This is a genomic window from Streptomyces sp. NPDC050564 (assembly GCF_044457265.1).
GTDB lineage: Bacteria > Actinomycetota > Actinomycetes > Streptomycetales > Streptomycetaceae > Streptomyces.
Map to the genome: position 1 here is coordinate 304349 of NZ_JBITGS010000004.1, position 25853 is coordinate 330201.

The 25853-nt window shown below is 68.5% G+C and carries 16 protein-coding genes; 8 read left to right on the forward strand and 8 right to left on the reverse strand.

All coding sequences use genetic code 11. The features are described from left to right. Position 1 precedes the first annotated feature (1 nt). Both ACIBK0_RS09120 and ACIBK0_RS09125 read left to right on the forward strand, forming a co-directional pair. Complete coding sequence (locus ACIBK0_RS09120) at positions 2–568, forward strand: Uma2 family endonuclease (protein ID WP_399077220.1); 567 nt, start codon at positions 2–4, stop codon at positions 566–568. Between the two features lie 70 nt (positions 569–638). Next, the gene (locus ACIBK0_RS09125; RefSeq protein WP_399077222.1) at positions 639–1865 is read left to right on the forward strand and encodes a cytochrome P450; all 1227 of its coding nucleotides are present in this window, start codon (positions 639–641) and stop codon (positions 1863–1865) included. Between the two features lie 18 nt (positions 1866–1883). Here the strand turns inward: ACIBK0_RS09125 and ACIBK0_RS09130 are convergent, their stop codons facing one another. The 6 genes from ACIBK0_RS09130 to rpsL form a co-directional block, all read right to left on the reverse strand. Continuing rightward, a complete protein-coding gene (locus ACIBK0_RS09130) occupies positions 1884–2948 on the reverse strand; it encodes an endo-1,4-beta-xylanase (protein ID WP_399077224.1) in 1065 nt (354 codons plus the stop codon). Between the two features lie 41 nt (positions 2949–2989). Then, on the reverse strand, positions 2990–6010 hold the full coding sequence (locus ACIBK0_RS09135; RefSeq protein WP_399077226.1) for a glycosyl hydrolase 115 family protein: 3021 nt from the start codon (positions 6008–6010) through the stop codon (positions 2990–2992). A 222-nt stretch (positions 6011–6232) separates the two neighbouring features. After that, a complete protein-coding gene (gene tuf, locus ACIBK0_RS09140; RefSeq protein ID WP_399077228.1) occupies positions 6233–7426 on the reverse strand; it encodes an elongation factor Tu in 1194 nt (397 codons plus the stop codon). Between the two features lie 143 nt (positions 7427–7569). Next, positions 7570–9696, reverse strand: coding sequence for an elongation factor G (fusA, locus tag ACIBK0_RS09145; protein ID WP_399077230.1), 2127 nt, complete (start codon positions 9694–9696; stop codon positions 7570–7572). Positions 9697–9735: 39 nt separating this feature from the next. Beyond that, positions 9736–10206 (reverse strand): 30S ribosomal protein S7, encoded by a 471-nt coding sequence (gene rpsG, locus ACIBK0_RS09150; protein WP_003992340.1) that lies wholly within the window; start codon positions 10204–10206, stop codon positions 9736–9738. 2 nt (positions 10207–10208) lie between these two features. Next, positions 10209–10580 carry a 30S ribosomal protein S12 gene (gene rpsL, locus ACIBK0_RS09155; RefSeq protein WP_003948652.1) on the reverse strand — a complete coding sequence of 124 codons (372 nt, stop codon included), beginning with the start codon at positions 10578–10580 and terminating at the stop codon, positions 10209–10211. A 455-nt stretch (positions 10581–11035) separates the two neighbouring features. Between rpsL and ACIBK0_RS09160 the strand changes: the two genes are divergently transcribed. The 6 genes from ACIBK0_RS09160 to ACIBK0_RS09185 all read left to right on the forward strand — a co-directional run bounded on the left by ACIBK0_RS09160 (position 11036) and on the right by ACIBK0_RS09185 (position 18123). After that, complete coding sequence (locus ACIBK0_RS09160) at positions 11036–11737, forward strand: Crp/Fnr family transcriptional regulator (protein WP_399077232.1); 702 nt, start codon at positions 11036–11038, stop codon at positions 11735–11737. Between the two features lie 205 nt (positions 11738–11942). Then, on the forward strand, positions 11943–12791 hold the full coding sequence (locus tag ACIBK0_RS09165; RefSeq protein ID WP_399077234.1) for a hypothetical protein: 849 nt from the start codon (positions 11943–11945) through the stop codon (positions 12789–12791). Next, positions 12788–14920, forward strand: coding sequence for a hypothetical protein (locus ACIBK0_RS09170; RefSeq protein WP_399077236.1), 2133 nt, complete (start codon positions 12788–12790; stop codon positions 14918–14920). Before ACIBK0_RS09165 ends, ACIBK0_RS09170 begins: the two co-directional genes overlap by 4 nt. A 3-nt stretch (positions 14921–14923) precedes the next feature. Continuing rightward, entirely contained in the window at positions 14924–16264 is a 1341-nt protein-coding gene (locus ACIBK0_RS09175) for a PE-PGRS family protein (protein ID WP_399077238.1), read from the forward strand. Continuing rightward, entirely contained in the window at positions 16261–16773 is a 513-nt protein-coding gene (locus tag ACIBK0_RS09180; RefSeq protein WP_399077240.1) for a Pycsar system effector family protein, read from the forward strand. Before ACIBK0_RS09175 ends, ACIBK0_RS09180 begins: the two co-directional genes overlap by 4 nt. 24 nt (positions 16774–16797) lie before the next feature. Beyond that, positions 16798–18123, forward strand: coding sequence for a M48 family metalloprotease (locus ACIBK0_RS09185; RefSeq protein WP_399077242.1), 1326 nt, complete (start codon positions 16798–16800; stop codon positions 18121–18123). 67 nt (positions 18124–18190) lie between these two features. On the opposite strand, the gene ACIBK0_RS09190 is transcribed toward ACIBK0_RS09185, so the two are convergent. Both ACIBK0_RS09190 and rpoB read right to left on the reverse strand, forming a co-directional pair. After that, positions 18191–22090 (reverse strand): DNA-directed RNA polymerase subunit beta', encoded by a 3900-nt coding sequence (locus ACIBK0_RS09190; RefSeq protein WP_399077244.1) that lies wholly within the window; start codon positions 22088–22090, stop codon positions 18191–18193. 113 nt (positions 22091–22203) lie between these two features. Further along, on the reverse strand, positions 22204–25689 hold the full coding sequence (gene rpoB / locus ACIBK0_RS09195; RefSeq protein WP_399077246.1) for a DNA-directed RNA polymerase subunit beta: 3486 nt from the start codon (positions 25687–25689) through the stop codon (positions 22204–22206). Between the last annotated feature and the right edge of the window lie 164 nt (positions 25690–25853).

Genomic DNA, 25853 nt, shown 5'->3' on the forward strand with positions numbered 1-25853 from the left:
CATGAACGCCCACCAGTACCGGGCAATGCGGGAATTCATTCAATCGATGGACGACACCCTTCCCGGCAATTTCGAGATCACCAAGGAAGGGATCGTCCACGACCTGGTAGGACCCAATGGCCGCCACGAGCTGACCAGAGCACGCATCCGGAAACGCCTTGAGAAGGTCATGCCGGAGGACCTCGTGGCTCACACGGGCACCCCGGACGTGGAGGACGTACCCGAGGGCATCATGCGTCACCCCGATGTGATGCTGATCGCCGAGGCCGACATGGAGGGGGACGGCTCCTTCGACCCGCGCACGCTCATCGCCGCCGTCGACGTCGTCTCCCGCTCCAATCCGGACAACGACTGGGTGAGCAAAGTACGGGACTACCCGCTGCTGGGTATCCCGCTGTACGTGATCTTCGATCCACGCACGGGCTCGGGCGCAGTGCTGTCCGACATCCACGAGACACCGATCGGCCCGCGCTACGCCACCCGCAAGGACTTCGTGTACGGCGAGGACGTCACCATCGCCGACTGGACCATCTCGACCACGGACCTGCCGCGCTACTCGCAGGGCTGAGGCCCGGCGAGCAAATCCGTCTGGAGCACTCCCCCGCGACACCGAACCGGGAGCGCCCGAAGGTGGACCCATGGCAGAAGACACCACCACTCTCGCCGAGCAGACCCCTCCCCCCGTACGGGACTGGCCCGACGCAGGAGTGCAGGGGACCGAGTTCGACCCGGTGCTCGCGGAGCTGATGAAGGAAGGGCCGCTGACACGGATCCGGCTGCCGCACGGGGAGGAGGAGTGGGCCTGGCTGGCGACGCGCTACGACGACGTGAAGATGATCACGAACGATCCCCGGTTCAGCCGCAGGGAGGCGTCCGTTCGGCAGTTCACGCGGCTGGCGCCGCACTTCGCGCCCAGGCCCGGGGCGCTGGCCTGGGCCGACCAGCCCGACCACAACCGGCTGCGCCGGGCCGCATCGACCGCGTACACGGTGGGCGCGGTGAAGCGGTTGCGCCCCCGCGTCCAGGAGATCCTCGACGAGCTGGTCGACGCCATGGTGCAGGACGGCCCGCCCGCCGATCTGGTGGAGCGGGTCCTCGAACCCCTCCCCATCTCCGTCGTCTGCGAGGTCATGGGCGTGCCCGCGGACGAGCGGCAGAAGGTGCACGCCTGGACGCGGGAGATCATCTCCACGGCGGGCGGCGCCGAGGCCTCCGAGCGCGCCAAGAAGGGCTTGTTCGGATGGATCGCGCAGGCCGTCCGCGACCGCCAGGACAGCGACGGCGACGACGTCCTGTCGTTGCTCGGCGGTGCGGTGCGCAGCGGTGAGCTCAAAGAGGAGGAGGCGATCAGCGTCGCCGGCCCTCTCCAGATCGGCGGCGAGGCGCTCACCAACAACAGCGGCCAGATGTTCTACCTCCTGATGACCCGGCCCGAGCTGATGGACCGCGTGCGCAGCGACCCCGCCTCCCGCCCCGCCGTCATCGACGAACTCCTGCGCTACATTCCGCACCGCACCGCCGTGGGCCTGCCCCGTGTCGCCCTGGAGGACGTCGTCATCCAGGGCGTCCGCATCCGTGCGGGCGACCCCGTCTACGTCTCCTACCTGGCCGCCAACCGCGACCCCGACGTCTTCCCCGACCCCGACCGGATCGACGTCGACCGGGACGCCGGAGCGCACATGGCGTTCGGCAACGGGCCGCACTACTGCACCGGCGCCGTCCTCTGCCGTATGCAGATCGAGCTGCTGATCGACACCCTGCTGGAGCGCTGCCCGGACCTCCGGCTCGCCGTGCCCGCCGAGGAGGTCCCCTTCCGGCAGCAGACGATGATCCGCGGCCCCATCTCCCTGCCGATCGCCTGGTGAACCCAGGGGCCGGAAAACTCAGCGTCCGGACGCCAGGCCCTCCCGCACCGCCGCGTACGCCGGCTTCGTCACGAAGTTCTCGTCCATCAGCGTCGCCGCGCCCTGGCCCGAGAAGACTCCCGGCACCCACGAGTACTTGTCGGTGTAGCCCCATACGGTGAAGGACGTGCAGCTGCGCGAGCCGAGGCAGGCATCCAGCAGGCCGCGGAAGTAGGTGGCCTGGGTCGCCTGCTTCTCGGCGTCCACGGGGAGGATCATGCGCACGTCCACCTCTGTGAAGGCCGTCTGCATGCCAAGGTCCGCGAAGCGCTTCACGTTGTCGCTCACGTCACCCGGGAAGCCGTACTGAATGCCCAAGTGGCCCTGGATGCCGAACCCTTGGACCGGTACGCCCTCGGCACGCAGCCGACGAGCCAGGTCGTAGTACGCCGTCGACTTCGCGTTGATCCCCTCGACGTTGTAGTCGTTCAGGAAGAGCTTCGCCTTCGGGTCCGCCGCGTGGGCCCAGCGGAAGGCGTCGGCTATGTACGACGGGCCGAGCTGCTGGAGCCAGATCGAGTCCCGCAGGGTGCCGTCGTCGTTGAAGACCTCGTTCACCACGTCCCACTGGTAGATCCTGCCCTTGAAGTGCTTCACCTCGGTGGTGATGTGGTCGTGGAGGATGCCCCTCAACTCGGCCGCGTCCATCGATCCGTCCGCGACACCGGTCGTCAGCCAGCCCGGCAGCTGGTTGTGCCAGAGCAGTGTGTGCCCCCGTACCGCCTGGCCGTGGTCCCGCGCGAAGCTCACCAACGCGTCCGCCTTCGACCAGTCGTAGGTTCCGCGCGTGGGCTCGACGGACTCCCACTTCATGACGTTCTCGGCCGTCACCGAACTGAATTCGCGTGCGGTCGTTCTGCGGTACGTGGTGTCTTCGGCCAGTGCCGTCATGTCCACAGCAGTACCGATGCGGACGTCGGCCCGGTCGGCGAGTGCCCGGAGCGGCACGGATCGCGACGAGTGCGCCGACGCCGTCGTCGCGACGCTTGTGGCCAGCAGCGCCGCGCTGAACAGGGCGACTGCGGGCATGCGGAAGTTCTTCATGTGCGGTCCTTTTCTGCAGATGTACGGCTCTTGCGTGCGGGTCAGCCGACGCGGTGGCTCTCCGGCGGGCCCAAGTAGGTCGGTGTCAGTCCGCCGGTGTCGATCACCAGGCGTTGCAGCACCACGGTCGGGTCGACCATCCAGAACGTCAGCCGGTGTGCACCGGCCGAGGCGATCTCATGCCTGGTCGACGTCAGGTTCACGTTGTCGGACGTGTTGCGGGCCCACTGGATGTTCATGAGGCCGTCGTCCGCGCCCGTGGCCGCGTGGATGTCGACGGTCTGCGGCGGCGCGTCGTCGAAGGAGAGCGCGTAGCGCAGGCCGCCGCTCGGGAGCGCCGGGTTGCGCGGGGACAGATAGGCCCAGACAGTCACCGGGCCCGACGCCAGCAGGCTCACGTCGAACTCCAGGCGGGGCGAGGTCGCACGCCCCGGCGTCTGGCGCGCCGCCGTCACCGGGTACGGCGTCATCCCTGCCCCCGTACGGCCGATCCGGTCGATGCGCTGCCAGTCGCCCACAGCCCGCGCACAGTGCTCCGCGTCCAGCGCCACATACCCGCCCGCCTCGACGAAGCCGCGCAGACCCCGCGCGGACGGATGCTCGACGGTCACCGGTACCGCCACGGAAGAACCCGCGCCGCGCACCGTGATCTCCGCCTCCGTGCGGCCCCGCGGCGTCCGCGCCCAGTCCGCTCGCACCACCGCCCTCACCTGGTCCGAGACCTTCCCCCGCGGACGGTCGACGACGATCCACGGCACGGAGGTCTCGATCCGGTAGTCGAAGACCTCCCGGCCCCGGTTGAACACCTCGATGTACGGCGCCGGGCCCGTCCGGTAAGGGCTCAGCACGACCGCGGCCTCAAGGGAGCCGTCGACCGCCACCCCCAGCTCGGCCGCGTCCGGAAGCGAGATGCGTTTCACCGCGGGGAAGAGGACATCGGGCAGGGCGACATTGTTCAGCTCCGGCTGCTGCCACCCGGCGTTCGGCCCGTACCGTTCCACATCCCCGTAGTCGATGTGCGGCTGCGTCTGGAATCCGCGCCATTTGCCGTCCGCCACTTGGGAGTTGAAGCGCTCGGCCAGGGCGAGGTCCCGCTCCAGACCCGCCTCCGCCGCAGCCGCCCGGTCGTTCGTCGCCGCCCGGCCCTGCGCGGCGTAGCGGAGGTTCGTGAACTCCGCCTCGCGCAGTTCGTACAGATTCGCCGTCGCCAGCACCTCGTACCCGACCAGCTCGAACCACGCGTCCTGCGCCGAGTCCGGCAGCCGCCGCGCGATGCGCGAGGCCCGTTCCGCGAGGGCCCGCCACTCCTGCGTGACCCGCTCCAGTTCGCGCCCGTGGAAAGGCGTGGCCCTGTCGTCGTACACGATGTCCGAACCGCTCACCGAGATACGCCGGTTGAGCAGTTCGGGCTTGCGGCGGGACTGGAGTTGTCCGTACGTCGCCAGTACGTCGGCGATGGCCGAGGCCTGCGCAGAGCCGAAGTTCTGCCGGGCGTACCGCCGTTCCCACTCGCCGAGCGAGGCCAGCCCCCAACGCTCGGGATTCCAGGCGTAATCGAGGAAGAACTCGGTGGGCAGCTCATTGCCCTTGAGGTCCCCGACATTCGTCACCCACAGCCCGTGGTTTCCGTACGCGTGGGCCTGACGGAGCTGGTCCCACATGTTCGGGAGGGACGTCGTGTCCACCCACTTGTAATTCCGGCTCGCGCCCACGTAGTCGAAGTGGTAGTACAGGCCGTAGCCGCCGGCCCGCGGCGGCTCGGCCGGGTCCGGGTGCTTGCGGATGTTGCCCCAGTTGTCGTCGGTCAGGACGACCGTCACGTCGTCCGGCGCCCGAAGCCCCCGGTCCCAGTACCGCTGGACCTCCTTGTAGAGCGTCCACACCTGCGGGACCGAAGCCGGGTCACGCCCTGTCACCTCGGTGATGATCTGCCGCTGCGCGTCGATGATCTCCCGCATCAGCTCGACGCCGTCGCCGTCCGGCAGGCTCGTGTCGCCGTTCCCCCGCATGCCCAGCGTGACGACACCCTCGAAGTCCTCCTCGGCCATCCGCCGGATGCCCTCGCGCCAGTACGCCTTGATCGCGTCCGCGTTGCGCCGGAACGACCACTCCCCCGTACCGCCATACGGGTCATGCCCGGGCGTCACGACGGCTCCGCTGCTGTCGCGCACTGCAGGCACGGCGTGCCGGTTCCACTCCTCGATGCCCCGCATCATGGGCGCCTCATGAGATGTGCCCATGACAATTCCGTACTCCGCGGCACGCTGGTGGTTCTTCGGATCGTCCTCCGCGAAGGCCCGCCCCCACACCGCCGGCCACAGGTAGTTCGCCTTCAGCCGGAGCAGCACCTCGAAGACCTTGGCGTAGAAGTCCGCATTGAAGCCCCCGGGGAAGCCGGGCGCCTTGCCCGGACCGAAGTACGCCGGCGCCCAGGTGCCGAGCGCCGGGTTCTCGTCGTTGATGAAGATCCCGCGGTACTTCACGGCCGGCGTGCCCTGCGTGTGCCGCCCCGGGAGTACGTACAGCGCGTCCCTCCGCGTCGGCCGCACATCGTCCCACCAGTACCAGGGGGAAACCCCGATGCCGTACGAGACGTCGTACGCCCCGAAGATCGTGCCGCGCGGATCGCTGCCCGCGACGACGAAGGCCCGGTCGACGCCGGGCATCGGCCGCTCGACCACCGTCTGCAACGAGGTCTCCCACCGGCCGCGGACACCCGTGACGTCCAGCTTCCCGGAGGCGATCAGGCCGTCGATGAGCGGGCTGCGGCCGATCGTCCCGACGAGCACGACCTCCCGCGCCATCGCGTTACCCGGCCGTGCCCCCGTCACCCGTTCGATATCGTCGCGGAGGTCCCCCGCCACCCGTACGACTCCCGGGTGATCGTCAGGGGAGACCACCACCGGGGCACCCACGAGCGAGAAGGCACCGCCCGTGAAGCAGATGTACGCCCCCGGATCGGTGGCCCGGGGTCCCGGGTCCGCCCAGGCCACCCCGGACAGCGCCGGCAACGCCGCGAGACCGCCACCCAGAACGGCTCTGCGGCTCACGTGTCCAGACATGCCTCACCCCTCGAAACGCCCCTCGCCCGAATTTGCTCAGGGGCATGACAAATAGTGGAGGGCGGGTCACCTGGGGGGAATGGGTCGTCGGCGTCGAATAGTTTCGGAGCGCGCCCGGGGGCGGCGAAGCCCCCGGATACAGCAAAGGGGCCCGTACGACCGAAGTCGTACGGGCCCCTTCAGGAGCTCTGTGGAGCTACCAGGCGATCAAGCCAACAAGACTTACTTGTTGATCTTGGTGACCTGGCCGGCGCCCACGGTCCGGCCACCCTCACGGATGGCGAACTTCAGGCCCTCTTCCATGGCGACGGGCTGGATGAGCTCGACCTTCATCTCAGTGTTGTCGCCCGGCATGACCATCTCCGTGCCCTCGGGGAGGGTCACAACACCGGTCACGTCAGTCGTACGGAAGTAGAACTGCGGACGGTAGTTGTTGAAGAACGGCGTGTGGCGGCCACCCTCGTCCTTGGACAGGATGTAGGCCTGGGCCTCGAACTCGGTGTGCGGCGTGACCGAACCGGGCTTGATGATGACCTGGCCGCGCTCGACGTCCTCGCGCTTGATGCCACGGAGGAGCAGACCGACGTTCTCACCGGCCTGGCCCTCGTCGAGCAGCTTGCGGAACATCTCGATGCCGGTGACCGTGGTGGTGGTCTTCTCCTGCTTGATGCCGATGATGTCAACGGTCTCGTTGACCTTCAGGACACCACGCTCGATACGGCCGGTGACGACCGTACCGCGACCGGTGATCGTGAAGACGTCCTCGACGGGCATGAGGAACGGCTTGTCGACGTCACGCTCGGGGGTCGGGATCGCCTCGTCGACGGCGGCCATCAGGTCCAGGACCGACTGGCCCCACTCCTTGTCGCCCTCGAGCGCCTTGAGCGCCGAGACCTTGACGACCGGAACGTCGTCGCCCGGGAACTCGTACTCGGAGAGGAGCTCACGGACCTCGAGCTCGACGAGCTCCAGGATCTCCTCGTCGTCCACCATGTCGGCCTTGTTCAGGGCGACAACGATGTAGGGAACGCCGACCTGGCGGGCCAGGAGCACGTGCTCCTTGGTCTGCGGCATCGGGCCGTCGGTGGCGGCAACCACGAGGATGGCGCCGTCCATCTGCGCCGCACCCGTGATCATGTTCTTGATGTAGTCAGCGTGACCCGGGCAGTCGACGTGGGCGTAGTGACGGCCCTCCGTCTGGTACTCGACGTGCGCGATGGAGATCGTGATACCGCGCTGGCGCTCCTCAGGAGCCTTGTCGATCTGGTCGAAGGCCGAGGCCTCGTTCAGGTCCGGGTACGCGTCGTGCAGCACCTTGGTAATGGCGGCCGTGAGGGTCGTCTTACCGTGGTCGATGTGACCGATGGTGCCGATGTTGACGTGCGGCTTAGTCCGCTCGAACTTCGCCTTCGCCACTGGGTCCTCCTGTGGAGTGGTTCTGGTACGCCTTACTCATCGGCGCCAGGTGATCTTTGCTGGGATGCCGCCCGCCGGGGTTCTCCCCTGCCGGGTGAGCCCCGGCGGTCGGTGTCAAGCCTAAAGCGTGTAAACGGGGTGTGTTACTCGCCCTTGGCCTTCGCGATGATCTCCTCGGCGACGTTCCGGGGAACCTCGGCGTAGGAGTCGAACTGCATCGAGTAGCTTGCGCGACCCGAGGTCTTGCTGCGGAGGTCGCCGACGTAGCCGAACATCTCCGAGAGGGGCACGAGGCCCTTCACGACGCGGGCACCGGCACGCTCCTCCATGGCCTGGATCTGACCACGGCGGGAGTTGATGTCGCCGATGACCTCACCCATGTAGTCCTCGGGCGTGGTGACCTCGACGGCCATCATCGGCTCGAGCAGCACGGGGCTGGCCTTGCGCGCGGCCTCCTTGAAGGCCTGCGAACCGGCGATCTTGAACGCGAGCTCGGAGGAGTCGACCTCGTGGTAGCCACCGTCGAGAAGAATGACGCGGACGCCCGTCATCTCGTAGCCGGCCAGGATGCCGAACTGCATGGCCTCCTGCGCACCCGCGTCGACCGAAGGGATGTACTCCTTCGGGATGCGGCCACCGGTGACCTTGTTCACGAACTCGTACGAGGCGTCGCCGCCCTCGATCGGCTCGATCGCGATCTGCACCTTGGCGAACTGACCGGTACCACCGGTCTGCTTCTTGTGCGTGTAGTCGTGACGCTCGACGCCCTTGCGGATCGTCTCGCGGTACGCGACCTGCGGCTTGCCGACGTTGGCCTCGACCTTGAACTCACGGCGCATACGGTCGACCAGCACCTCGAGGTGCAGCTCGCCCATGCCACCGATGATGGTCTGGCCGGTCTCCTCGTCCGAGTGAACCTGGAAGGAGGGGTCCTCCTCCGCGAGACGCTGGATGGCGACACCCAGCTTCTCCTGGTCACCCTTGGACTTGGGCTCGATGGCGACCTGAATGACCGGCGCCGGGAAGTCCATGGACTCCAGGATCACCGGGTTCTTGTCGTCGGACAGCGTCTCACCGGTGGTGGTCTGCTTCAGGCCCATGACGGCGACGATGTCACCGGCGCCCACCGACTCGATCTCCTCACGCTTGTTCGCGTGCATGCGGTAGATCTTGCCGATGCGCTCCTTCTTGCCCTTGACGGAGTTCAGCACCGCGGTGCCGGACTCCAGGCGGCCCGAGTACACCCGGACGAAGGTGAGCTTGCCCAGGTGCGGGTCGCTCATGATCTTGAACGCGAGCGCGGACAGCGGCTCGTCCTCGGACGGCTTGCGCTTGACGACCAGCTCCGGGTCCTTCACGTCGTGGCCCTCGATGGCCTCGACGTCGAGCGGGGTCGGCAGGTAGCGCACGACCGCGTCGAGCAGGGGCTGAACGCCCTTGTTCTTGAACGCGGTGCCACAGAACACCGGGGTGACCGTGGTGTCGTTGGACTTGCCGGACGCGATGGTGATGCGACGGATCGCGGCGTACAGCTGCTCCTCGGTGGGCTCGACGCCCTCCAGGTACAGCTCCATGATCTCTTCGTCGTTCTCCGCGACGGCCTCGACCAGCTTGCCGCGCCACTCTTCAGCGGCCTCGGTGTGCGTGGCCGGGATGTCGACGACGTCGTACATCTCGCCCTTGGCGGCCTCGGCGGACCACACGAGCGCCTTCATGCGGACCAGGTCCACAACGCCCTTGAAGTCCATCTCGGCGCCGATCGGCAGCTGCATGACGAGCGGCTGGGCGCCCAGGCGGTCCGAGATCATGTCCACGCAGCGGTGGAACTCGGCGCCGGTACGGTCCAGCTTGTTCACGAAGCAGATGCGCGGCACGCCGTAACGGTCGGCCTGACGCCACACCGTCTCGGACTGCGGCTCGACACCGGCGACACCGTCGAACACCGTGACGGCACCGTCGAGGACGCGCAGCGAGCGCTCCACCTCGACCGTGAAGTCGACGTGGCCCGGGGTGTCGATGATGTTGATCGTGTAGTCGTTGTCCTCAAGCGGCCAGTGACAGGTGGTGGCAGCAGAGGTGATCGTGATGCCACGCTCCTGCTCCTGCTCCATCCAGTCCATGGTGGCAGCGCCGTCGTGGACTTCACCGATCTTGTAGCTGACGCCGGTGTAGAAGAGGATCCGCTCGGTGGTGGTCGTCTTGCCCGCGTCGATGTGGGCCATGATCCCGATGTTGCGGACCCTGGCCAGGTCAAGTGAAGTGGTAGCCATAAGGCTTCAGTCTTCTCTCGGTCTCGATGTGGGTTGCGACTACCAGCGGTAGTGCGCGAAGGCCTTGTTGGACTCGGCCATCTTGTGGGTGTCCTCGCGCTTCTTCACAGCGGCACCAAGGCCGTTGGAGGCGTCGAGAAGCTCGTTGAGCAGACGCTCGGTCATGGTCTTCTCGCGACGGGCGCGGGAGTAACCGACGAGCCAGCGCAGCGCGAGCGTGTTGGCGCGACCGGGCTTGACCTCGATCGGAACCTGGTACGTCGCACCACCGACACGGCGGGACTTGACCTCGAGGGTCGGCTTGATGTTCTCCAGCGCGCGCTTCAGCGTGATGATCGGGTCGTTGCCCGTCTTCTCACGCAGACCCTCCATGGCGCCGTAGACGATGCGCTCGGCGGTGGAGCGCTTGCCGTTGAGCAGCACCTTGTTGATGAGGGAGGTCACCAGAGGGGAACCGTAGACCGGGTCGATGATGACCGGGCGCTTCGGGGCGGGGCCCTTACGAGGCATTTCTACTTCTCCTTCTTGGCGCCGTAGCGGCTGCGGGCCTGCTTGCGGTTCTTGACACCCTGGGTGTCGAGCGAACCACGGATGATCTTGTAGCGAACACCCGGCAGGTCCTTCACACGGCCGCCGCGCACGAGCACGATGGAGTGCTCCTGCAGGTTGTGTCCCTCACCCGGAATGTAAGCGGTGACCTCGATCCCGCTGGTCAGACGCACACGCGCGACCTTACGCAGGGCCGAGTTCGGCTTCTTCGGGGTGGTCGTGAACACACGCGTGCAGACGCCGCGACGCTGGGGCGAACCCTCGAGTGCGGGCGTCTTGTTCTTCTCGACCTTGTCCTGCCGGCCCTTCCGGACCAGCTGCTGGATCGTAGGCACTACTTCTCCGGTTTCTGTGTGCCGAATGGTGAAGCTAACCTGGAACATCGCCGACCCACGCGGTCGGGTGTGTCGAAACTGCAGACTCTCGCCGCGAGGCGAAAAGGGCGCAGATTGCGGTGGCCGGTTACGGCTCCCCTAGTGCGGTTGAAGGCACGCACGAGAGCCAGGGCACACCCCAGGCACAAGGTCTGAGCGTACCTACCTCACGGACTTCGGTCAAAACAAATGCCTTGGGGCCCGACACGCCGGACTTGTCACGCTTCTTCTGGGGGCGCGTCAAGGCCTCTCAGGGGCTCGATACGGCGCTCGGCGTCGACAATCTGTGAATGTCGGTGATTCTCCGCGATTTCTCGATGGTTCGGCGCGCATGGCAATCACCGGATGAGTACGTTGATCGGTCGCTGTGCATCGGCCATGGCGCCGATCGGGGGACATCGGGGGACGGGAGACTCATGACGGCCACGCATTTACCCGGTGACGAGGGGCTGGACGACCGGGTGCCGTTCCTGGCCCGGCTGGAGAGCGCGGACCGCTCCGCGCTGCTGTCCCTCGGCCACGAACTGTCCTTCACCCCCCGCACGGTGCTCCTGCACCAGAGCGAGCCGTCCTCGCACGTCCTGATCGTCACGCACGGCTGGACGAAGGTGACCGCGGCCGCCGCCAATGGCTACGAGGCGCTGCTCGCGCTGCGCGGGCCCGGCGACATCATCGGCGAGTCGGCGGCGCTGACCGGGCGTCCGCGCTCGGCCACGGTCACCGCCCTCGAGCCGGTCCGCACCGTCGCCGTCGTGCGCGAGCACTTCACCGGCTTCCTCGCCCGCTCCCCCGCCGTCTCCTTCGCCCTCCTCGGCCTCACCTCCGACCGCACCCGCGCGGCCGACCGGCGCCGCCTGGAATTCGCCTCCCTGAGTGTCCGCGAACGCTTCGCGGCGCTTCTCCTCGATCTCGCCCGCACCAATGGCCACCGTACGGAGGAGGGCATCGAGCTGTCGGTCCCCCTGAGCAAGCAGGAACTTGCCGGCTCCGTCGGCGCGTCGCGGGAGATGGTCCAGCGACTGCTGAAGGAGCTTCGCGAGCGCGGGGCCGTGGTGACGGGGCGCCGGACGATGGTGATCGTCCGGATGGACGTCCTGCGCCAGATCGCACGACGGTGAGTTCTTTCGCCCTCTCCGCCCCTACCCGTCCCGTCCCTGGGGGCTGCGCCCCCAAACCCCCGCCGGGTAGGGGCGGAGGGGGCGAAATCCGTCTTCTGTGCACACGGTCACAGTTGAAGTGGGTCATCCGCCCTCACACCCCGGCCGCCGGGACCGCCAACCTGCTTGCCAGGCAAGGCCCCCACCGAAAGGCGACCAGGCGACCATGACCGACCCCGTGAGCCGGACCATCCTCCTGCTCGACATCGAGAAGTACAGCGACCGGGACGACGTCGAGCAGGCCTATCTGCGGCGCATGTTGTACGACATCACCGACCGCGCACTGGAAGCCGCCGGCATCGACGAGCGCCTGCGCCTACGCGCCGACCGCGGCGACTCCGTGATGGAACTGATCGACGCCAACGCCTCGGTCACCGCACTCCTGCGCGCCCTGCTCACCGAGGTCCCCGCCCAGCTCCGGGCGGTCAACCGCATGGCCTCCAGCTCCGCCCAGATCCGGCTGCGGGGCGTGGTCGCCACGGGATACGTCGCCGTGGACGAGCACGACGGCTGGGTCGGCTCGGACCTGAACCACGCCTGCCGCCTCCTCGACGCCCAGCTCCTGCGCGCGGCCCTGCGCGAGCGGCCGAACGACTTCGCCCTGTGCGTCTCGGAGGGCGTGCACACGGGGATCGTCCGCCACAGCCACCCCGGCATCCCGGCGGAGGACTTCCACCCGGTGACGGTGGACAGCAAGAACGGACCCCTGCGGGCCTGGCTGCACGGCCCGGTGCCGCAGGGCACCGAGGACCACAGTGAAAGGGGGGGAACCCCGGCGCCGGGCGACTCGGGGGAGAGCCCGGCGCCGGGGGCGGCGGCAGCGGCGGGGACGGGCAGGACCGCCGGCCCCGCCGCCCCTGCCCGTCCCGCCACCCCTCCCGGCGGCGTCGTCTTCCACTTCAACGGCTCCCCCAGCTTCGGGGGCAGTCTCGTCGCCGGAGACCAGCACGGCGTCTCCGGCGGCCAGGTCACCGGAGACGTCCACCAGGGCGGGTCCGGGGGTGAGTCGGCGTGACGGTGCCTCCACCGGCGGAGCCGGCCCCCGACGACGTACCGCGACAGGAACCGCACCGGGCCGCCGAGGACGAGGAGCAGGAGCGGACCCAGGAGGCCCGGGCCGCACAGCGCGAACTCGTCGCGCACACCCCGGGATTCATCTTCAGCGAGGCCGCGTCGTTCGGCGGCAGCCTGGTCGGCGGCGCCCAGCACGGCGTCTCCGGCGGCGTGGCCCGTGATGTGTTCATGGGCGGCAAGACGGAGATCCACCACCACACAACGGCGGCGGCCTCGGCGGCGTACGCCTCCGGGGAGATCCCGCAGGCGGACCTCGACGCGCTGTCCGCGGTCTTCGTCGAGAGCCCCGCCTTCGCGTCCGCCCTGGCGCGCCTGCGCGAGGAACGCGTCCTCGTTCTCGCCGGCGCCCACGCCACCGGCCGCAACGCCGCGGCGCTGATGCTCCTGCACCGCCTCGGCGTCCCCGCCGTGCACGCCCTCTCCTCGGAGACGAGCCCCGCGGCCCTCGCCGCCCAGCTCGCCGCACCCGGTGGCCATGTCCTGCGCGACCTGCCGCTGAGCCGCAACCGGCCACTGCGCGACCCCCACCTGCACGCGGCCCGCGACCAGCTCAAGAAGGTCGACGGGTATCTGGTGGTGACCATCGAGAACTCCCCGTTCCTGCTGGGGGCCACCCCTTCGCGGTGGGAGCCGCCGGAGCCGGCCGCCGTGCTGCGCGCGCATCTGGCCGACCACCGACGCGGCGAGGACATCGAGGGCCTCCTCTCCCTCGGCCCCGTTCGGGACTTCCTCTCCCGCGGCGCCCACCGGCCCGCGGAGGCCGCCCGGTTCGCCGCGGAAGTGGCCGGCTACGACGGCAGCGAGGAAGCTGCGGCGCGCCTCGCGGACTTCGGGCAGGCCGCCGTGGAGCAGCAGTGCCGGGAGTGGCTGAGCGACCCCGAAGCCACCTTGCGGGACAAGGCGTTCCTCATCTCGCTCGCCGTCTTCGACCAGGCGCCGTACGTTCTCGCCGCCGAGCTCGCCGACAAGCTGTACGTGCACTTCCAGCGGCTTCAGCACCCCGAACAGCCCCCGGAGATCCCGGTGTTCGGACTCGCCGCCGAGACCCGTCTGGAACGGGCGCGGGCCGAGGGCGAGGTCCGGGACGAGGCGACCGAGTGGGGCTCGGTGCCGCAGTTCACGGCGTACTTCCGCAGGGAGAACACCCCGAGCGCCCTGCTCACCGAGGTCTGGACGGGCCATCCGTCGGCCCGGCCCGCGCTGGTCGCCTGGCTGAAGGAGCTGGCCCGCGACGGCCGCCCGGTCGTACGCACCCGGGCCGCCGCGGCCACCGCGCTGCTCGCGCGCGCCGACCTGCCCTCGGCGGTGGCGCTGCTGATCAGTGGCTGGGCCGTCTCGAAGTCGTTCGGCCCCCGGGTCACCGCCGCGAACACGCTCACGCTCGCCCAGCTCCTCGACGCGCCCGTCGTGCTGCGCCTGCTCACCCAGTGGTGCACGGACTCCCACTGGGCCCGCCGCTGGACCGCGATCCGCGCCTTCGGGCTGCTCACACCGCTCCGCCCGGACCTGGCGGGCCCCGCGCTGAGCGCGCTCGCCGCCCGCGCCCGTGCCGGGGGCAGCAGCCCGGCCGAGGCGAACAACCTGATCGAGTCCACGGCCCTGCTGCTCTCGGTCGGGGCCCGGCGCGGCGAGATGCTCTCCGAGCTGGTGCGTCTGCTCCATCACGACACACCTTCCGTCCGCGCGCTGGCGCTGGCCGGGTTCGTCCGTGCCTGCGACAACGACGAGGAGGACGCGCTCGTCGAGTGGTACGCCACCACGGGCATGTACGAGCCGGACACGGCCCGCGATCTCGCCACCCTCTGGCGCACCGCGCTCGGCGACCGCGCGCACACCCGCGGCGCCCTGGAGGCCCTGCACACCTGGGTGTACGTGGCCGAGCACCGCGCGGAGTCGGCGCGTGCGCTGGAGTACCTGCTCCCCGCACTGGTCGTGACGGCCGACGACCACAAGCGCCTCCGTCACGAGCTGCTCAATCTGCGCGCCCCCGACGGCGGCCCGCGCCCACCGATCGCCGACCGGCTGATCGGCGTACTGACCCCCTCCACCGCAGAGCCATCGAGGAGTTGAACCATGGCGGAGTTCCGCCGTCAGCCGGAGTGGCAGCAGGACGCCAACCGGCACAGCACACTGATCGACCCGGTGCTCACCGTGCGGCCGATCGCCCGCTTCGACTACACCGCCAGACGGCCGGTCACCGCGATCGACCACGCGCTGGTCTTCGTCACCGCCAAGGGCTCGTACGACGTCTACGTCCCGCCGCACCGGCCGACCCGCTCGGACGCGGCGACCCGCCGCTACACCTCCGTGTACGAGGTGGACATGGGCAACCATTCGGTGCAGCTGGACCTGGAGCTGCCCAGCGACGACGACGCGTTCTCCTTCGGCGCCACCGCCGATCTGACCTGGCGGGTCGCCGATCCGATCGCGTACGTGGCGAGCGGTGAGCGTGATGTGCCCACCCGGCTGACCCGTGAACTCCACCAGTTCGCGCGGCCGGTCAGCCGGCGCTTCCCCATCGAGGACAGCCCATCGGCCGAGCGCGCGGTCCAACAGGCCGTGGAGACGGGTGGTTTCGCGACGGGCATCGGCCTCGCCGTGACGTGTGTCGTACGACTTCGCCTCGACGACGACGCGATCGCGCACCGGCGGCGGCAACGGAGCCTGCGCTACGAGTCCGAAATGCTCGACCCCGAGCACGAGTTCCGGCTGCGCCAGGCCCGGCAGCAGCACGAACTGGAAGTCCTGCGCCAGCAGCAGAACCACCAGCTGATGACCGAGAAGATCAACTTCTACCAGTACCACCTCCAGCACGGCGGTGTCGGCGCCTGGGCGATGCATCTCGCCCAGCATCCCGAGGACACCCAGTTGGTGGTCGGCTCCATCCAGAAGGATCAACTTTCCTTCATCAAGGACGAGTTGGAACTGATCGCCGGTGACTCGCTGGAGGACTTCCAGAAGGCGGAGTCCGCCCGCTCCATGCTGCCGAAGATCAACGACCTGATCCAGCAGCAGGCGGCGCCGGAGCAGGGCGCGCTGCCCCCGGGTGCGACGCCCGGACAGCCGTACGTACCGCCGCAGCCGCCGTACCCGGGCCAGACCCCGCCGCCAGCGTCGGCCCAGCCACCGTACGGCTCCGCACCGCAGTACCAGCCACCGGCGCCGTACGCGGCCACTCCCTACGGTCAGCCGCAGCCGCCGGGCGGGCCGTACACCCAGCCGCCCGCCCCGCAGGCGCCGAGCGCCTCCTACGGGCCCCCTTCGCCGCAGGCGCCGGCCGCCCCGTACGCCCAGCCGACACCGCGCTACGCGGCCACGGGCCCCGCTCCCGCCGTGCCCCCGGCTCCGGGCGTCGACGAGCCCGCCGGGCCCGGCGTACCGCCGCAGGACTCCCCCGAGGCGGGGCCCGCGTGACCACCACCCCGGACACCCACGCCGGCGCCCGAACCGCCGAGCGGCTGCTCACCGAACTGCGGGGCGAGATCGCCCGGGCCGACAGCAAGGCGTCCGTGCTGGTGGCGGCGCTCGGAATGACGGCGGGGGTGTTCAGCGGACTGCTGGCCGGGCGGGGCTGGACGCCGAGGGAACTGTCCTGGGCCGGCACCGCCCTGTGGTGGGCCGGTGCCGCCGCTCTGGCGCTCTCCCTGTTCGCGCTGCTCCTCGCCGTACTCCCCCGCTACCGCACCGGCTCCTGGGCCGCAGGGCAGCCGCTGTGCTACTTCGGCGACATCCAACAGGCCGTACGCGAAGGCCGGTTGGCCGCCGCGCTCGCCGACACCGACCGCGACCCCGCCGCCGGACTCACGGCGGCCCTCACCGAGACCAGCCGTATCGCCGCCCGCAAGCACCAGTGGATCCGCACCGGTCTGATCGCCTTCTGCACCGGCACGGCGCTGCTGCCCACCGCGCTGCTCATCGGCTGACGTCCCCACCCGAAGGAGCCCCAGATGTCCCAACCACCCGGCCCCGCTTATCCGGAGCCCCAGTACCCGGGCGCGGCCTCACCTCCGCCGCAGTACCCGGGCCCTGCCGCTCCCACGCCGCCGCAGTACCCCGGCGCCGCCGCTCCCACGCCGCCGCAGTACCCGGGCGCCACCACTCCCACGCCGCAGTACCCGGAGCCGCAGTACCCGGGGACCGCCGCCGCGCCTCCCTCGTACCCGCAGGCCGCCCCTGCCCAGCCCCAGTACCCGACGGCCCCGCCCGCCCCCGCCCCGCAGTACCCCGGAGCCGCGGCCCCGTACCCGGGCACCGCCCCGCAGTACCCGGCTCAGCACCCGCAGCAGGCCCCCTTCGTGCCGCAGCAGCCCGTCGCCCCCGACGACCTCGACTACCGCCACCAGGGCCGCCGCATGCACGTGGCGGCCCATCAGCGCGGCGCGGACGCCACCGCCATAGGGCAGCTGGCGACCCAGGTCCCGAGCTTCCTGGTGAGCCTCGCGGTGGTCGCGGCGCTCGCCGTGGCGATGTTCGGCACGGCCGTGGGCTGGCTGGTCGTCCTGGCCTGGCTGGCCTCCGGGGCACTCGTCTTCCACCGGCCCACCGAGCTGCTCTTCGCCCGGCGCGCCTTCAAGCTGCGGGCACCGCTGGCGGCCGAGCGGGCCCGTCTGGAGCCGATCTGGCGCGAGGTCACCGCCCGCGCGGGCATCGAGGCGGACACCTACGAACTGATGGTGGAGAACAGCGACGACCTGAACGCGTCCGCGGTGGCCGGTCACGTCGTCGGGGTCACCACGTACGCGCTCAACAAGATCCCGAGCAGCAACCTCGCCGCCGTACTCGCCCATGAACTCGGCCACCACGTCGGCGGTCACGCCTGGGCGGGCCTGCTCGGTTACTGGTACTCGCTGCCCGGCCGGATCGCCTGGGCCCTGACCCGGGGACTCGCCAGAATCGCGATCGCCGTCGCCAGTGTCTTCTCGGCGGCCGCGACGGGGATTCTCGTCCTCTTCATGGGGATGTTCGTGATCACGGGCTTCCTCGTCGCCTGGTACATCACCATCCCCCTCGTGATCGCGCCCTATCTGCTCGCCTACGCGGGCCGCCAGGGCGAGCTGCGCGCCGACCAGCAGGCCGCCGCCCTCGGTTTCGCGACCGAGATGGTCCAGGTGCTGCACCACTTCCAGGCGGAGGAGGACGCCGCGAAGGCGTACGCCGCCGCGCGCGGCAAGAAGCTCAAGGAGCCGGGCGGCCTGGCCAAGCTCCTGACCACCCACCCCGACAACATCACCCGCATCCGCGCCCTGGAGCCGTACCTCCCACTGCCGCGCTGACAAACGCCGAAGGGCGGTCACCCCGAACCCGGGGTGACCGCCCTTCAGTTACTGCGAAGCGACTCGCTTACTGGTTGTACGGACCGTAGTCGTAGTCCTCCAGCGGGACGGCCTGGCCGGAGCCGGTGCCGAACGGCGAGTAGTCGATGTCGTCGTAGCCGACGGCCGAGTACATCGCGGCCTTGGCCTCCTCGGTCGGCTCGACCCGGATGTTGCGGTAGCGGGACAGACCCGTACCGGCCGGGATGAGCTTACCGATGATGACGTTCTCCTTGAGGCCGATCAGGGAGTCGGACTTGGCGTTGATCGCCGCGTCCGTCAGAACCCTGGTCGTCTCCTGGAAGGACGCCGCCGACAGCCACGACTCGGTCGCCAGCGAGGCCTTGGTGATACCCATCAGCTGCGGACGGCCGGAGGCCGGGTGGCCGCCTTCCTGGACCACACGACGGTTCTCGGTCTCGAACTTCGAGCGCTCGACCAGCTCGCCGGGCAGCAGCTCCGCGTCGCCCGACTCGATGATCGTCACCCGGCGCAGCATCTGCCGGATGATGATCTCGATGTGCTTGTCGTGGATCGACACACCCTGCGAGTTGTAGACCTTCTGGACCTCGCCGACCAGGTGGACCTGGACGGCACGCTGACCCAGGATGCGCAGCACGTCGTGCGGGTTGGTGGCACCCACGGTGAGCTTCTGGCCCACCTCGACGTGCTCGCCCTCGGACACCAGGAGACGGGCGCGCTTCGAGATCGGGAACGCCGTCTCGTCGCTGCCGTCGTCCGGGGTGACGACGAGCTTCTTGGTCTTCTCGGTCTCCTCGATCCGCACGCGGCCGGAGGCCTCGGAGATCGGGGCGACACCCTTGGGCGTACGGGCCTCGAAGAGCTCGACGACACGGGGCAGACCCTGGGTGATGTCGTCACCGGCCACACCACCGGTGTGGAAGGTACGCATCGTCAGCTGGGTACCGGGCTCACCGATGGACTGGGCGGCGATGATGCCGACCGCCTCACCGATGTCGACCAGCTTGCCGGTGGCCAGCGAACGGCCGTAGCACATGGCACAGGTGCCGACGGCGGACTCGCAGGTCAGGACCGAACGGGTCTTGACCTCCTCGATGCCGTGCTTGACCAGCTCGTCGATGAGGACGTCGCCGAGGTCGGTGTTGGCCGGGGCCAGCACCTTGCCGTCGACGGTGATGTCCTCGGCCAGCGCACGTGCGTACACGCTGGTCTCGACGTTCTCCGCCTTGCGCAGGACACCGTCCGCGCCGCGCTCCGCGATGTGCAGCTTGAGGCCACGGTCGGTGCCGCAGTCCTCCTCGCGGATGATGACGTCCTGGGAGACGTCGACCAGACGACGGGTGAGGTAACCCGAGTCGGCGGTACGCAGGGCCGTGTCCGCCAGACCCTTACGAGCACCGTGAGTCGAGATGAAGTACTCCAGCACCGACAGGCCCTCACGGAAGGAGGCCTTGATCGGACGCGGGATCGTCTCGTTCTTGGCGTTCGACACCAGACCACGCATACCGGCGATCTGACGCATCTGCATCATGTTTCCTCGGGCACCCGAGTCAACCATCATGAAGATGGGGTTCGTCTTCGGGAAGTTCGCGTTCATCGCCTCGGCAACCTCGTTGGTCGCCTTGGTCCAGATCGCGATGAGCTCCTGCGTGCGCTCGTCCTTGGTGATCAGACCGCGCTCGTACTGCTTCTGGACCTTCTCGTCCTGCGCCTCGTAGCCCTTGACGATCTCCTTCTTCGCCTCGGGAACGACGATGTCGGAGATGGCCACGGTGACGCCGGAGCGGGTCGCCCAGTAGAAGCCCGCCGCCTTCAGGTTGTCGAGCGTCGCCGCCACGATGACCTTGGGGTAGCGCTCGGCGAGGTCGTTGACGATCTCGGAGAGCTGCTTCTTGCCGACCTCGTAGTCGACGAACGGGTAGTCCTCGGGCAGCAGCTCGTTGAAGAGCGCGCGGCCCAGCGTGGTCTTCAGGCGGAAGGTGTCACCCTGCTGCCACTCCGGCTCGCCCTCCTCCTGCGCCGGCGGGGTCCAGCCGCGCGGCGGGATGGTGCCCACCGGGAAGCGGATGTCCACGCGCGACTGCAGCGAGAGCTCGCCGGCGTCGAACGCCATGATCGCCTCGGCCGCGGAGCCGAAGGACCGGTCCTCGCCCTTGACGTTGCGCAGCGCGCCGTCGGTGGTCAGGAAGAACAGACCGAGGACCATGTCCTGGGTCGGCATCGTGACCGGACGGCCGTCAGCGGGCTTGAGGATGTTGTTCGAGGACAGCATCAGGATGCGGGCCTCGGCCTGCGCCTCCGCGGAGAGCGGCAGGTGGACGGCCATCTGGTCACCGTCGAAGTCCGCGTTGAACGCGGTGCAGACGAGCGGGTGGATCTGGATGGCCTTGCCCTCGACCAGCTGCGGCTCGAAGGCCTGGATGCCGAGGCGGTGCAGCGTGGGCGCACGGTTCAGCAGAACCGGGTGCTCCGCGATGACCTCTTCCAGGACGTCGTACACGACCGTGCGGCCGCGCTCGACCATCCGCTTGGCGCTCTTGATGTTCTGCGCGTGGTTCAGGTCGACCAGGCGCTTCATCACGAACGGCTTGAAGAGCTCCAGCGCCATGGCCTTGGGCAGACCGCACTGGTGCAGCTTCAGCTGCGGACCGACGACGATCACGGAACGCGCGGAGTAGTCCACACGCTTGCCGAGCAGGTTCTGACGGAATCGACCCTGCTTACCCTTCAGCATGTCGCTGAGGGACTTCAGCGGACGGTTACCGGGGCCCGTGACCGGGCGACCACGACGGCCGTTGTCGAAGAGCGCGTCGACGGCCTCCTGAAGCATGCGCTTCTCGTTGTTCACGATGATCTCGGGGGCACCGAGGTCAAGGAGTCGCTTCAGACGGTTGTTGCGGTTGATCACACGGCGGTACAGGTCGTTCAGGTCGGAGGTCGCGAAGCGGCCACCGTCCAGCTGCACCATCGGACGCAGGTCCGGCGGGATGACCGGCACGCAGTCGAGCACCATGCCCTTGGGGCTGTTGCTGGTCTGCAGGAACGCGGAGACGACCTTGAGGCGCTTGAGCGCACGGGTCTTCTTCTGGCCCTTGCCGGTACGGATGATCTCGCGGAGGCGCTCGGCCTCCTCCTCCAGGTCGAAGGACTCGAGGCGCTTCTGCAGCGCCGCGGCACCCATCGAACCGTCGAAGTACGTGCCGAAGCGGTCACGCAGCTCGCGGTAGAGGAGCTCGTCGCCCTCGAGGTCCTGGACCTTGAGGTTCTTGAAGCGGGTCCACACCTCGTCGAGACGGTCGATCTCGCGCTGCGCACGGTCGCGCAGCTGCTTCATCTCACGCTCGGCACCTTCGCGCACCTTGCGGCGCACGTCGGCCTTGGCGCCCTCGGCCTCCAGCTCGGCCAGGTCGGTCTCGAGCTTCTTGGCGCGGGCTTCCAGGTCGGCGTCGCGACGGTTCTCGACCTGCTGACGCTCGACGGAGACGTGGGCCTCCAGCGAGGGCAGGTCGCGGGTGCGGCGCTCCTCGTCGACGTACGTGATCATGTACGCCGCGAAGTAGATGACCTTCTCCAGGTCCTTCGGGGCGAGGTCGAGCAGGTAGCCCAGACGCGACGGAACGCCCTTGAAGTACCAGATGTGGGTGACGGGAGCGGCCAGCTCGATGTGGCCCATCCGCTCGCGACGCACCTTGGCGCGAGTGACCTCGACGCCGCAGCGCTCACAGATGATGCCCTTGAAGCGGACACGCTTGTACTTACCGCAGTAGCACTCCCAGTCCCGGGTCGGACCGAAGATCTTCTCGCAGAAGAGTCCGTCCTTTTCGGGCTTGAGGGTGCGGTAGTTGATGGTCTCGGGCTTCTTGACCTCGCCGTGGCTCCACTGACGGATGTCGTCAGCGGTGGCCAGACCGATCCGGAGCTCATCGAAGAAGTTGACGTCGAGCACTATGCGTCAATCCCTCTCAGGGTTGTAAGTCTTAGGGGTCTGATACGGGGGTCCTGGGGCCGGCGGGCCTTGTTCACCTGTTCCAAAGGCGTTCAAGGCCCACCGAACTCCCGTCAGACCTCTTCGACGCTGCTCGGCTCGCGCCGGGACAGGTCGATGCCGAGCTCCTCCGCCGCGCGGAAGACGTCCTCGTCGGTGTCACGCATTTCGATGGACATACCGTCGCTGGACAGCACCTCCACGTTGAGGCAGAGAGACTGCATCTCCTTGATGAGCACCTTGAAGGACTCGGGGATGCCGGGCTCGGGGATGTTCTCGCCCTTGACGATGGCCTCGTAGACCTTCACGCGGCCGGTGACGTCGTCGGACTTGATGGTCAGCAGCTCCTGGAGGGCGTACGCGGCGCCGTATGCCTCCAGCGCCCACACCTCCATCTCACCGAAGCGCTGGCCACCGAACTGGGCCTTACCACCCAGCGGCTGCTGGGTGATCATCGAGTACGGACCGGTCGAGCGGGCGTGCAGCTTGTCGTCGACCAGGTGGTGGAGCTTCAGGATGTACATGTAGCCGACCGAGATCGGCTCCGGGAACGGCTCGCCGGAGCGGCCGTCGAACAGCGGCGCCTTACCGGTCGGGAGCACCATGCGCTCGCCGTCGCGGTTCGGGATCGTGTGCTGCAGCAGACCCGCGAGCTCGTCCTCACGCGCACCGTCGAAGACGGGGGTGGCGACGTTCGTGCCCGGCGCGACCACGTCGGCCTCGATGGCCTGCAGGCGCTGCGCCCAGTCGTCCGCGAGGCCGGAGACGTCCCATCCGCGGCTGGCGAGCCAGCCGAGGTGGATCTCCAGGACCTGTCCCGGGTTCATTCGGGACGGGACACCCAGCGGGTTGAGGATGATGTCGACCGGAGTTCCGTCCTCGAGGAACGGCATGTCCTCGATGGGCAGGATCTTCGAGATGACGCCCTTGTTGCCGTGACGACCGGCGAGCTTGTCACCGTCCGTGATCTTGCGCTTCTGCGCCACGTAGACACGAACCAGCTGGTTCACGCCCGGCGGCAGCTCGTCGCCCTCTTCACGGTCGAAGACGCGGACGCCGATGACCTTGCCGATCTCACCGTGCGGCACCTTCAGCGAGGTGTCGCGCACCTCGCGCGCCTTCTCACCGAAGATCGCGCGGAGCAGACGCTCCTCGGGGGTCAGCTCGGTCTCACCCTTGGGCGTGACCTTGCCGACGAGGATGTCACCGGCGACGACCTCGGCACCGATACGGATGATGCCGCGCTCGTCGAGGTCGGCGAGGACCTCCTCGGAGACGTTCGGGATGTCCCGGGTGATCTCCTCGGGGCCGAGCTTGGTGTCACGGGCGTCGACCTCGTGCTCCTCGATGTGGATCGAGGAGAGGACGTCGTCCTGCACGAGGCGCTGCGACAGGATGATCGCGTCCTCGTAGTTGTGACCCTCCCACGGCATGAACGCCACGAGCAGGTTCTTGCCGAGCGCCATCTCGCCGTTCTCGGTCGCCGGACCGTCGGCCAGCACCTGGCCGGCGATGACCCGGGCGCCCTCGTCCACGACGACCTTCTGGTTCACAGAGGTGCCCTGGTTCGAGCGGGAGAACTTCGCGAGGCGGTACGTGGTGTACGTACCGTCGTCGTTGGCGGTGGTGATGTAGTCCGCGGAGACCTCCTGGACCACACCGTCCTTCTCCGACTTCAGGACGTCACCGGCGTCGACCGCGCAGCGGTACTCCATGCCGGTGCCGACCAGCGGCGCCTCGGACTTGATGAGCGGCACGGCCTGACGCATCATGTTCGCGCCCATGAGGGCACGGTTGGCGTCATCGTGCTCGAGGAACGGGATCATGGCGGTCGCGACCGACACCATCTGGCGCGGCGAGACGTCCATGTAGTCGACGTCGTCACCGGGGACGTAGTCGACCTCGCCGCCACGGCGGCGAACCAGGACGCGGGACTCCTCGAAGCGGAGCTCGTCCGTCAGCGGCGCGTTGGCCTGCGCGATGACGAATCGGTCCTCTTCGTCGGCCGTCAGGTAGTCGACCTCGTCCGTGACGACGCCACCGGTGACCTTGCGGTACGGCGTCTCGACGAAACCGAACGCGTTGACCCGGCCGTAGGAGGCGAGCGAGCCGATCAGACCGATGTTCGGGCCTTCAGGGGTCTCGATCGGACACATGCGGCCGTAGTGCGACGGATGCACGTCACGGACCTCGAAGCCGGCCCGCTCACGGGAGAGACCACCCGGGCCAAGAGCCGACAGACGGCGCTTGTGGGTGAGACCCGACAGCGGGTTGTTCTGGTCCATGAACTGCGACAGCTGGCTGGTGCCGAAGAACTCCTTGATGGAGGCGACGACCGGCCGGATGTTGATCAGGGTCTGCGGCGTGATCGCCTCGACGTCCTGAGTCGTCATGCGCTCGCGGACGACGCGCTCCATACGAGCCAGACCCGTGCGGACCTGGTTCTGGATGAGCTCGCCGACGTTGCGCAGACGACGGTTGCCGAAGTGGTCGATGTCGTCCGTCTCGACGACGATCTGCGTGCCGTTGTCACCGACGGTCTCGGTCTCACCGGCGTGCAGCTTCACCAGGTACTTGATCGACGAGATGATGTCCTCGACGGTCAGGATGCCGGCGTCGAGCGGGGCGTCGCCGCCCAGCTTCTTGTTGACCTTGTAGCGGCCGACCTTGGCGAGGTCGTAGCGCTTGGGGTTGAAGTAGAGGTTCTCGAGCAGCGTCTGCGCGGCCTCACGGGTCGGGGGCTCGCCCGGACGCAGCTTGCGGTAGATGTCGAGCAGCGCGTCGTCCTGGCCCTGGGTGTGGTCCTTCTCCAGGGTGGCGCGCATCGACTCGTACTCGCCGAACTCCTCGAGGATCTGCTCGGTCGTCCAACCGAGGGCCTTCAGGAGAACGGTGACGGACTGCTTGCGCTTGCGGTCGATGCGGACACCGACCATGTCGCGCTTGTCGATCTCCATCTCCAGCCAGGCACCCCGGGACGGGATGACCTTCGCGGAGAAGATGTCCTTGTCGGACGTCTTGTCGATGGAGGAGTCGAAGTAGACACCCGGCGAGCGGACGAGCTGCGACACCACGACACGCTCGGTGCCGTTGATGACGAAGGTGCCCTTGTTGGTCATGAGCGGGAAGTCGCCCATGAACACCGTCTGGGACTTGATCTCGCCGGTCTCGTTGTTGGTGAACTCGGCGGTGACGAAGAGCGGCGCGGAGTACGTGAAGTCGCGCTCCTTGCACTCGTCGATGGAGTTCTTCGGAGGCTCGAAGCGGTGGTCGCGGAAGGTCAGCGACATCGACCCGGAGAAGTCCTCGATCGGGGAGATCTCCTCGAAGATCTCCTCCAGACCGGACTTGGTGGGGACGTCCTGTCCGTTGTCCAGAGCCGCCTCGACACGAGCCTTCCACGCGGCATTGCCGAGCAGCCAGTCGAAGCTCTCGGTTTGCAGCGCAAGAAGGTTCGGAACCTCGAGGGGCTCCTTGATCTTTGCAAAGGAGATGCGCAGCGGGGCGGTGCTGGCGCCGTTGTTCGTATTCGCGGTCGAGGCAGTGCGCGAGGCGGCCAAGAGGGGGTCCTTCCGAGGGCTCGGACTCACTACGCGCGTACCGGTCCCATGCTGGACACAGAGAGAGGCCGTTCCCGAATTGGCCGAAGAAGGCCAGGTCAGGCACGATTCAATCGTCGGTGCTCAAGCATAGGCATGCCCCTGGTGACGGGCAGGAGGCAGCT

Excerpts from the sequence above, each read along its gene's own strand:
- ACIBK0_RS09120 (WP_399077220.1), top strand. The coding sequence starts at position 2 with ATGAACGCCCACCAGTACCGGGCAATGCGGGAATTCATTCAATCGATG.
- ACIBK0_RS09125 (WP_399077222.1), top strand. The coding sequence starts at position 639 with ATGGCAGAAGACACCACCACTCTCGCCGAGCAGACCCCTCCCCCCGTA.
- ACIBK0_RS09130 (WP_399077224.1), bottom strand. The coding sequence starts at position 2,948 with ATGAAGAACTTCCGCATGCCCGCAGTCGCCCTGTTCAGCGCGGCGCTG.
- ACIBK0_RS09135 (WP_399077226.1), bottom strand. The coding sequence starts at position 6,010 with ATGTCTGGACACGTGAGCCGCAGAGCCGTTCTGGGTGGCGGTCTCGCG.
- fusA (WP_399077230.1), bottom strand. The coding sequence starts at position 9,696 with ATGGCTACCACTTCACTTGACCTGGCCAGGGTCCGCAACATCGGGATC.
- rpsG (WP_003992340.1), bottom strand. The coding sequence starts at position 10,206 with ATGCCTCGTAAGGGCCCCGCCCCGAAGCGCCCGGTCATCATCGACCCG.
- ACIBK0_RS09160 (WP_399077232.1), top strand. The coding sequence starts at position 11,036 with ATGACGGCCACGCATTTACCCGGTGACGAGGGGCTGGACGACCGGGTG.
- ACIBK0_RS09165 (WP_399077234.1), top strand. The coding sequence starts at position 11,943 with ATGACCGACCCCGTGAGCCGGACCATCCTCCTGCTCGACATCGAGAAG.
- ACIBK0_RS09175 (WP_399077238.1), top strand. The coding sequence starts at position 14,924 with ATGGCGGAGTTCCGCCGTCAGCCGGAGTGGCAGCAGGACGCCAACCGG.
- ACIBK0_RS09185 (WP_399077242.1), top strand. The coding sequence starts at position 16,798 with ATGTCCCAACCACCCGGCCCCGCTTATCCGGAGCCCCAGTACCCGGGC.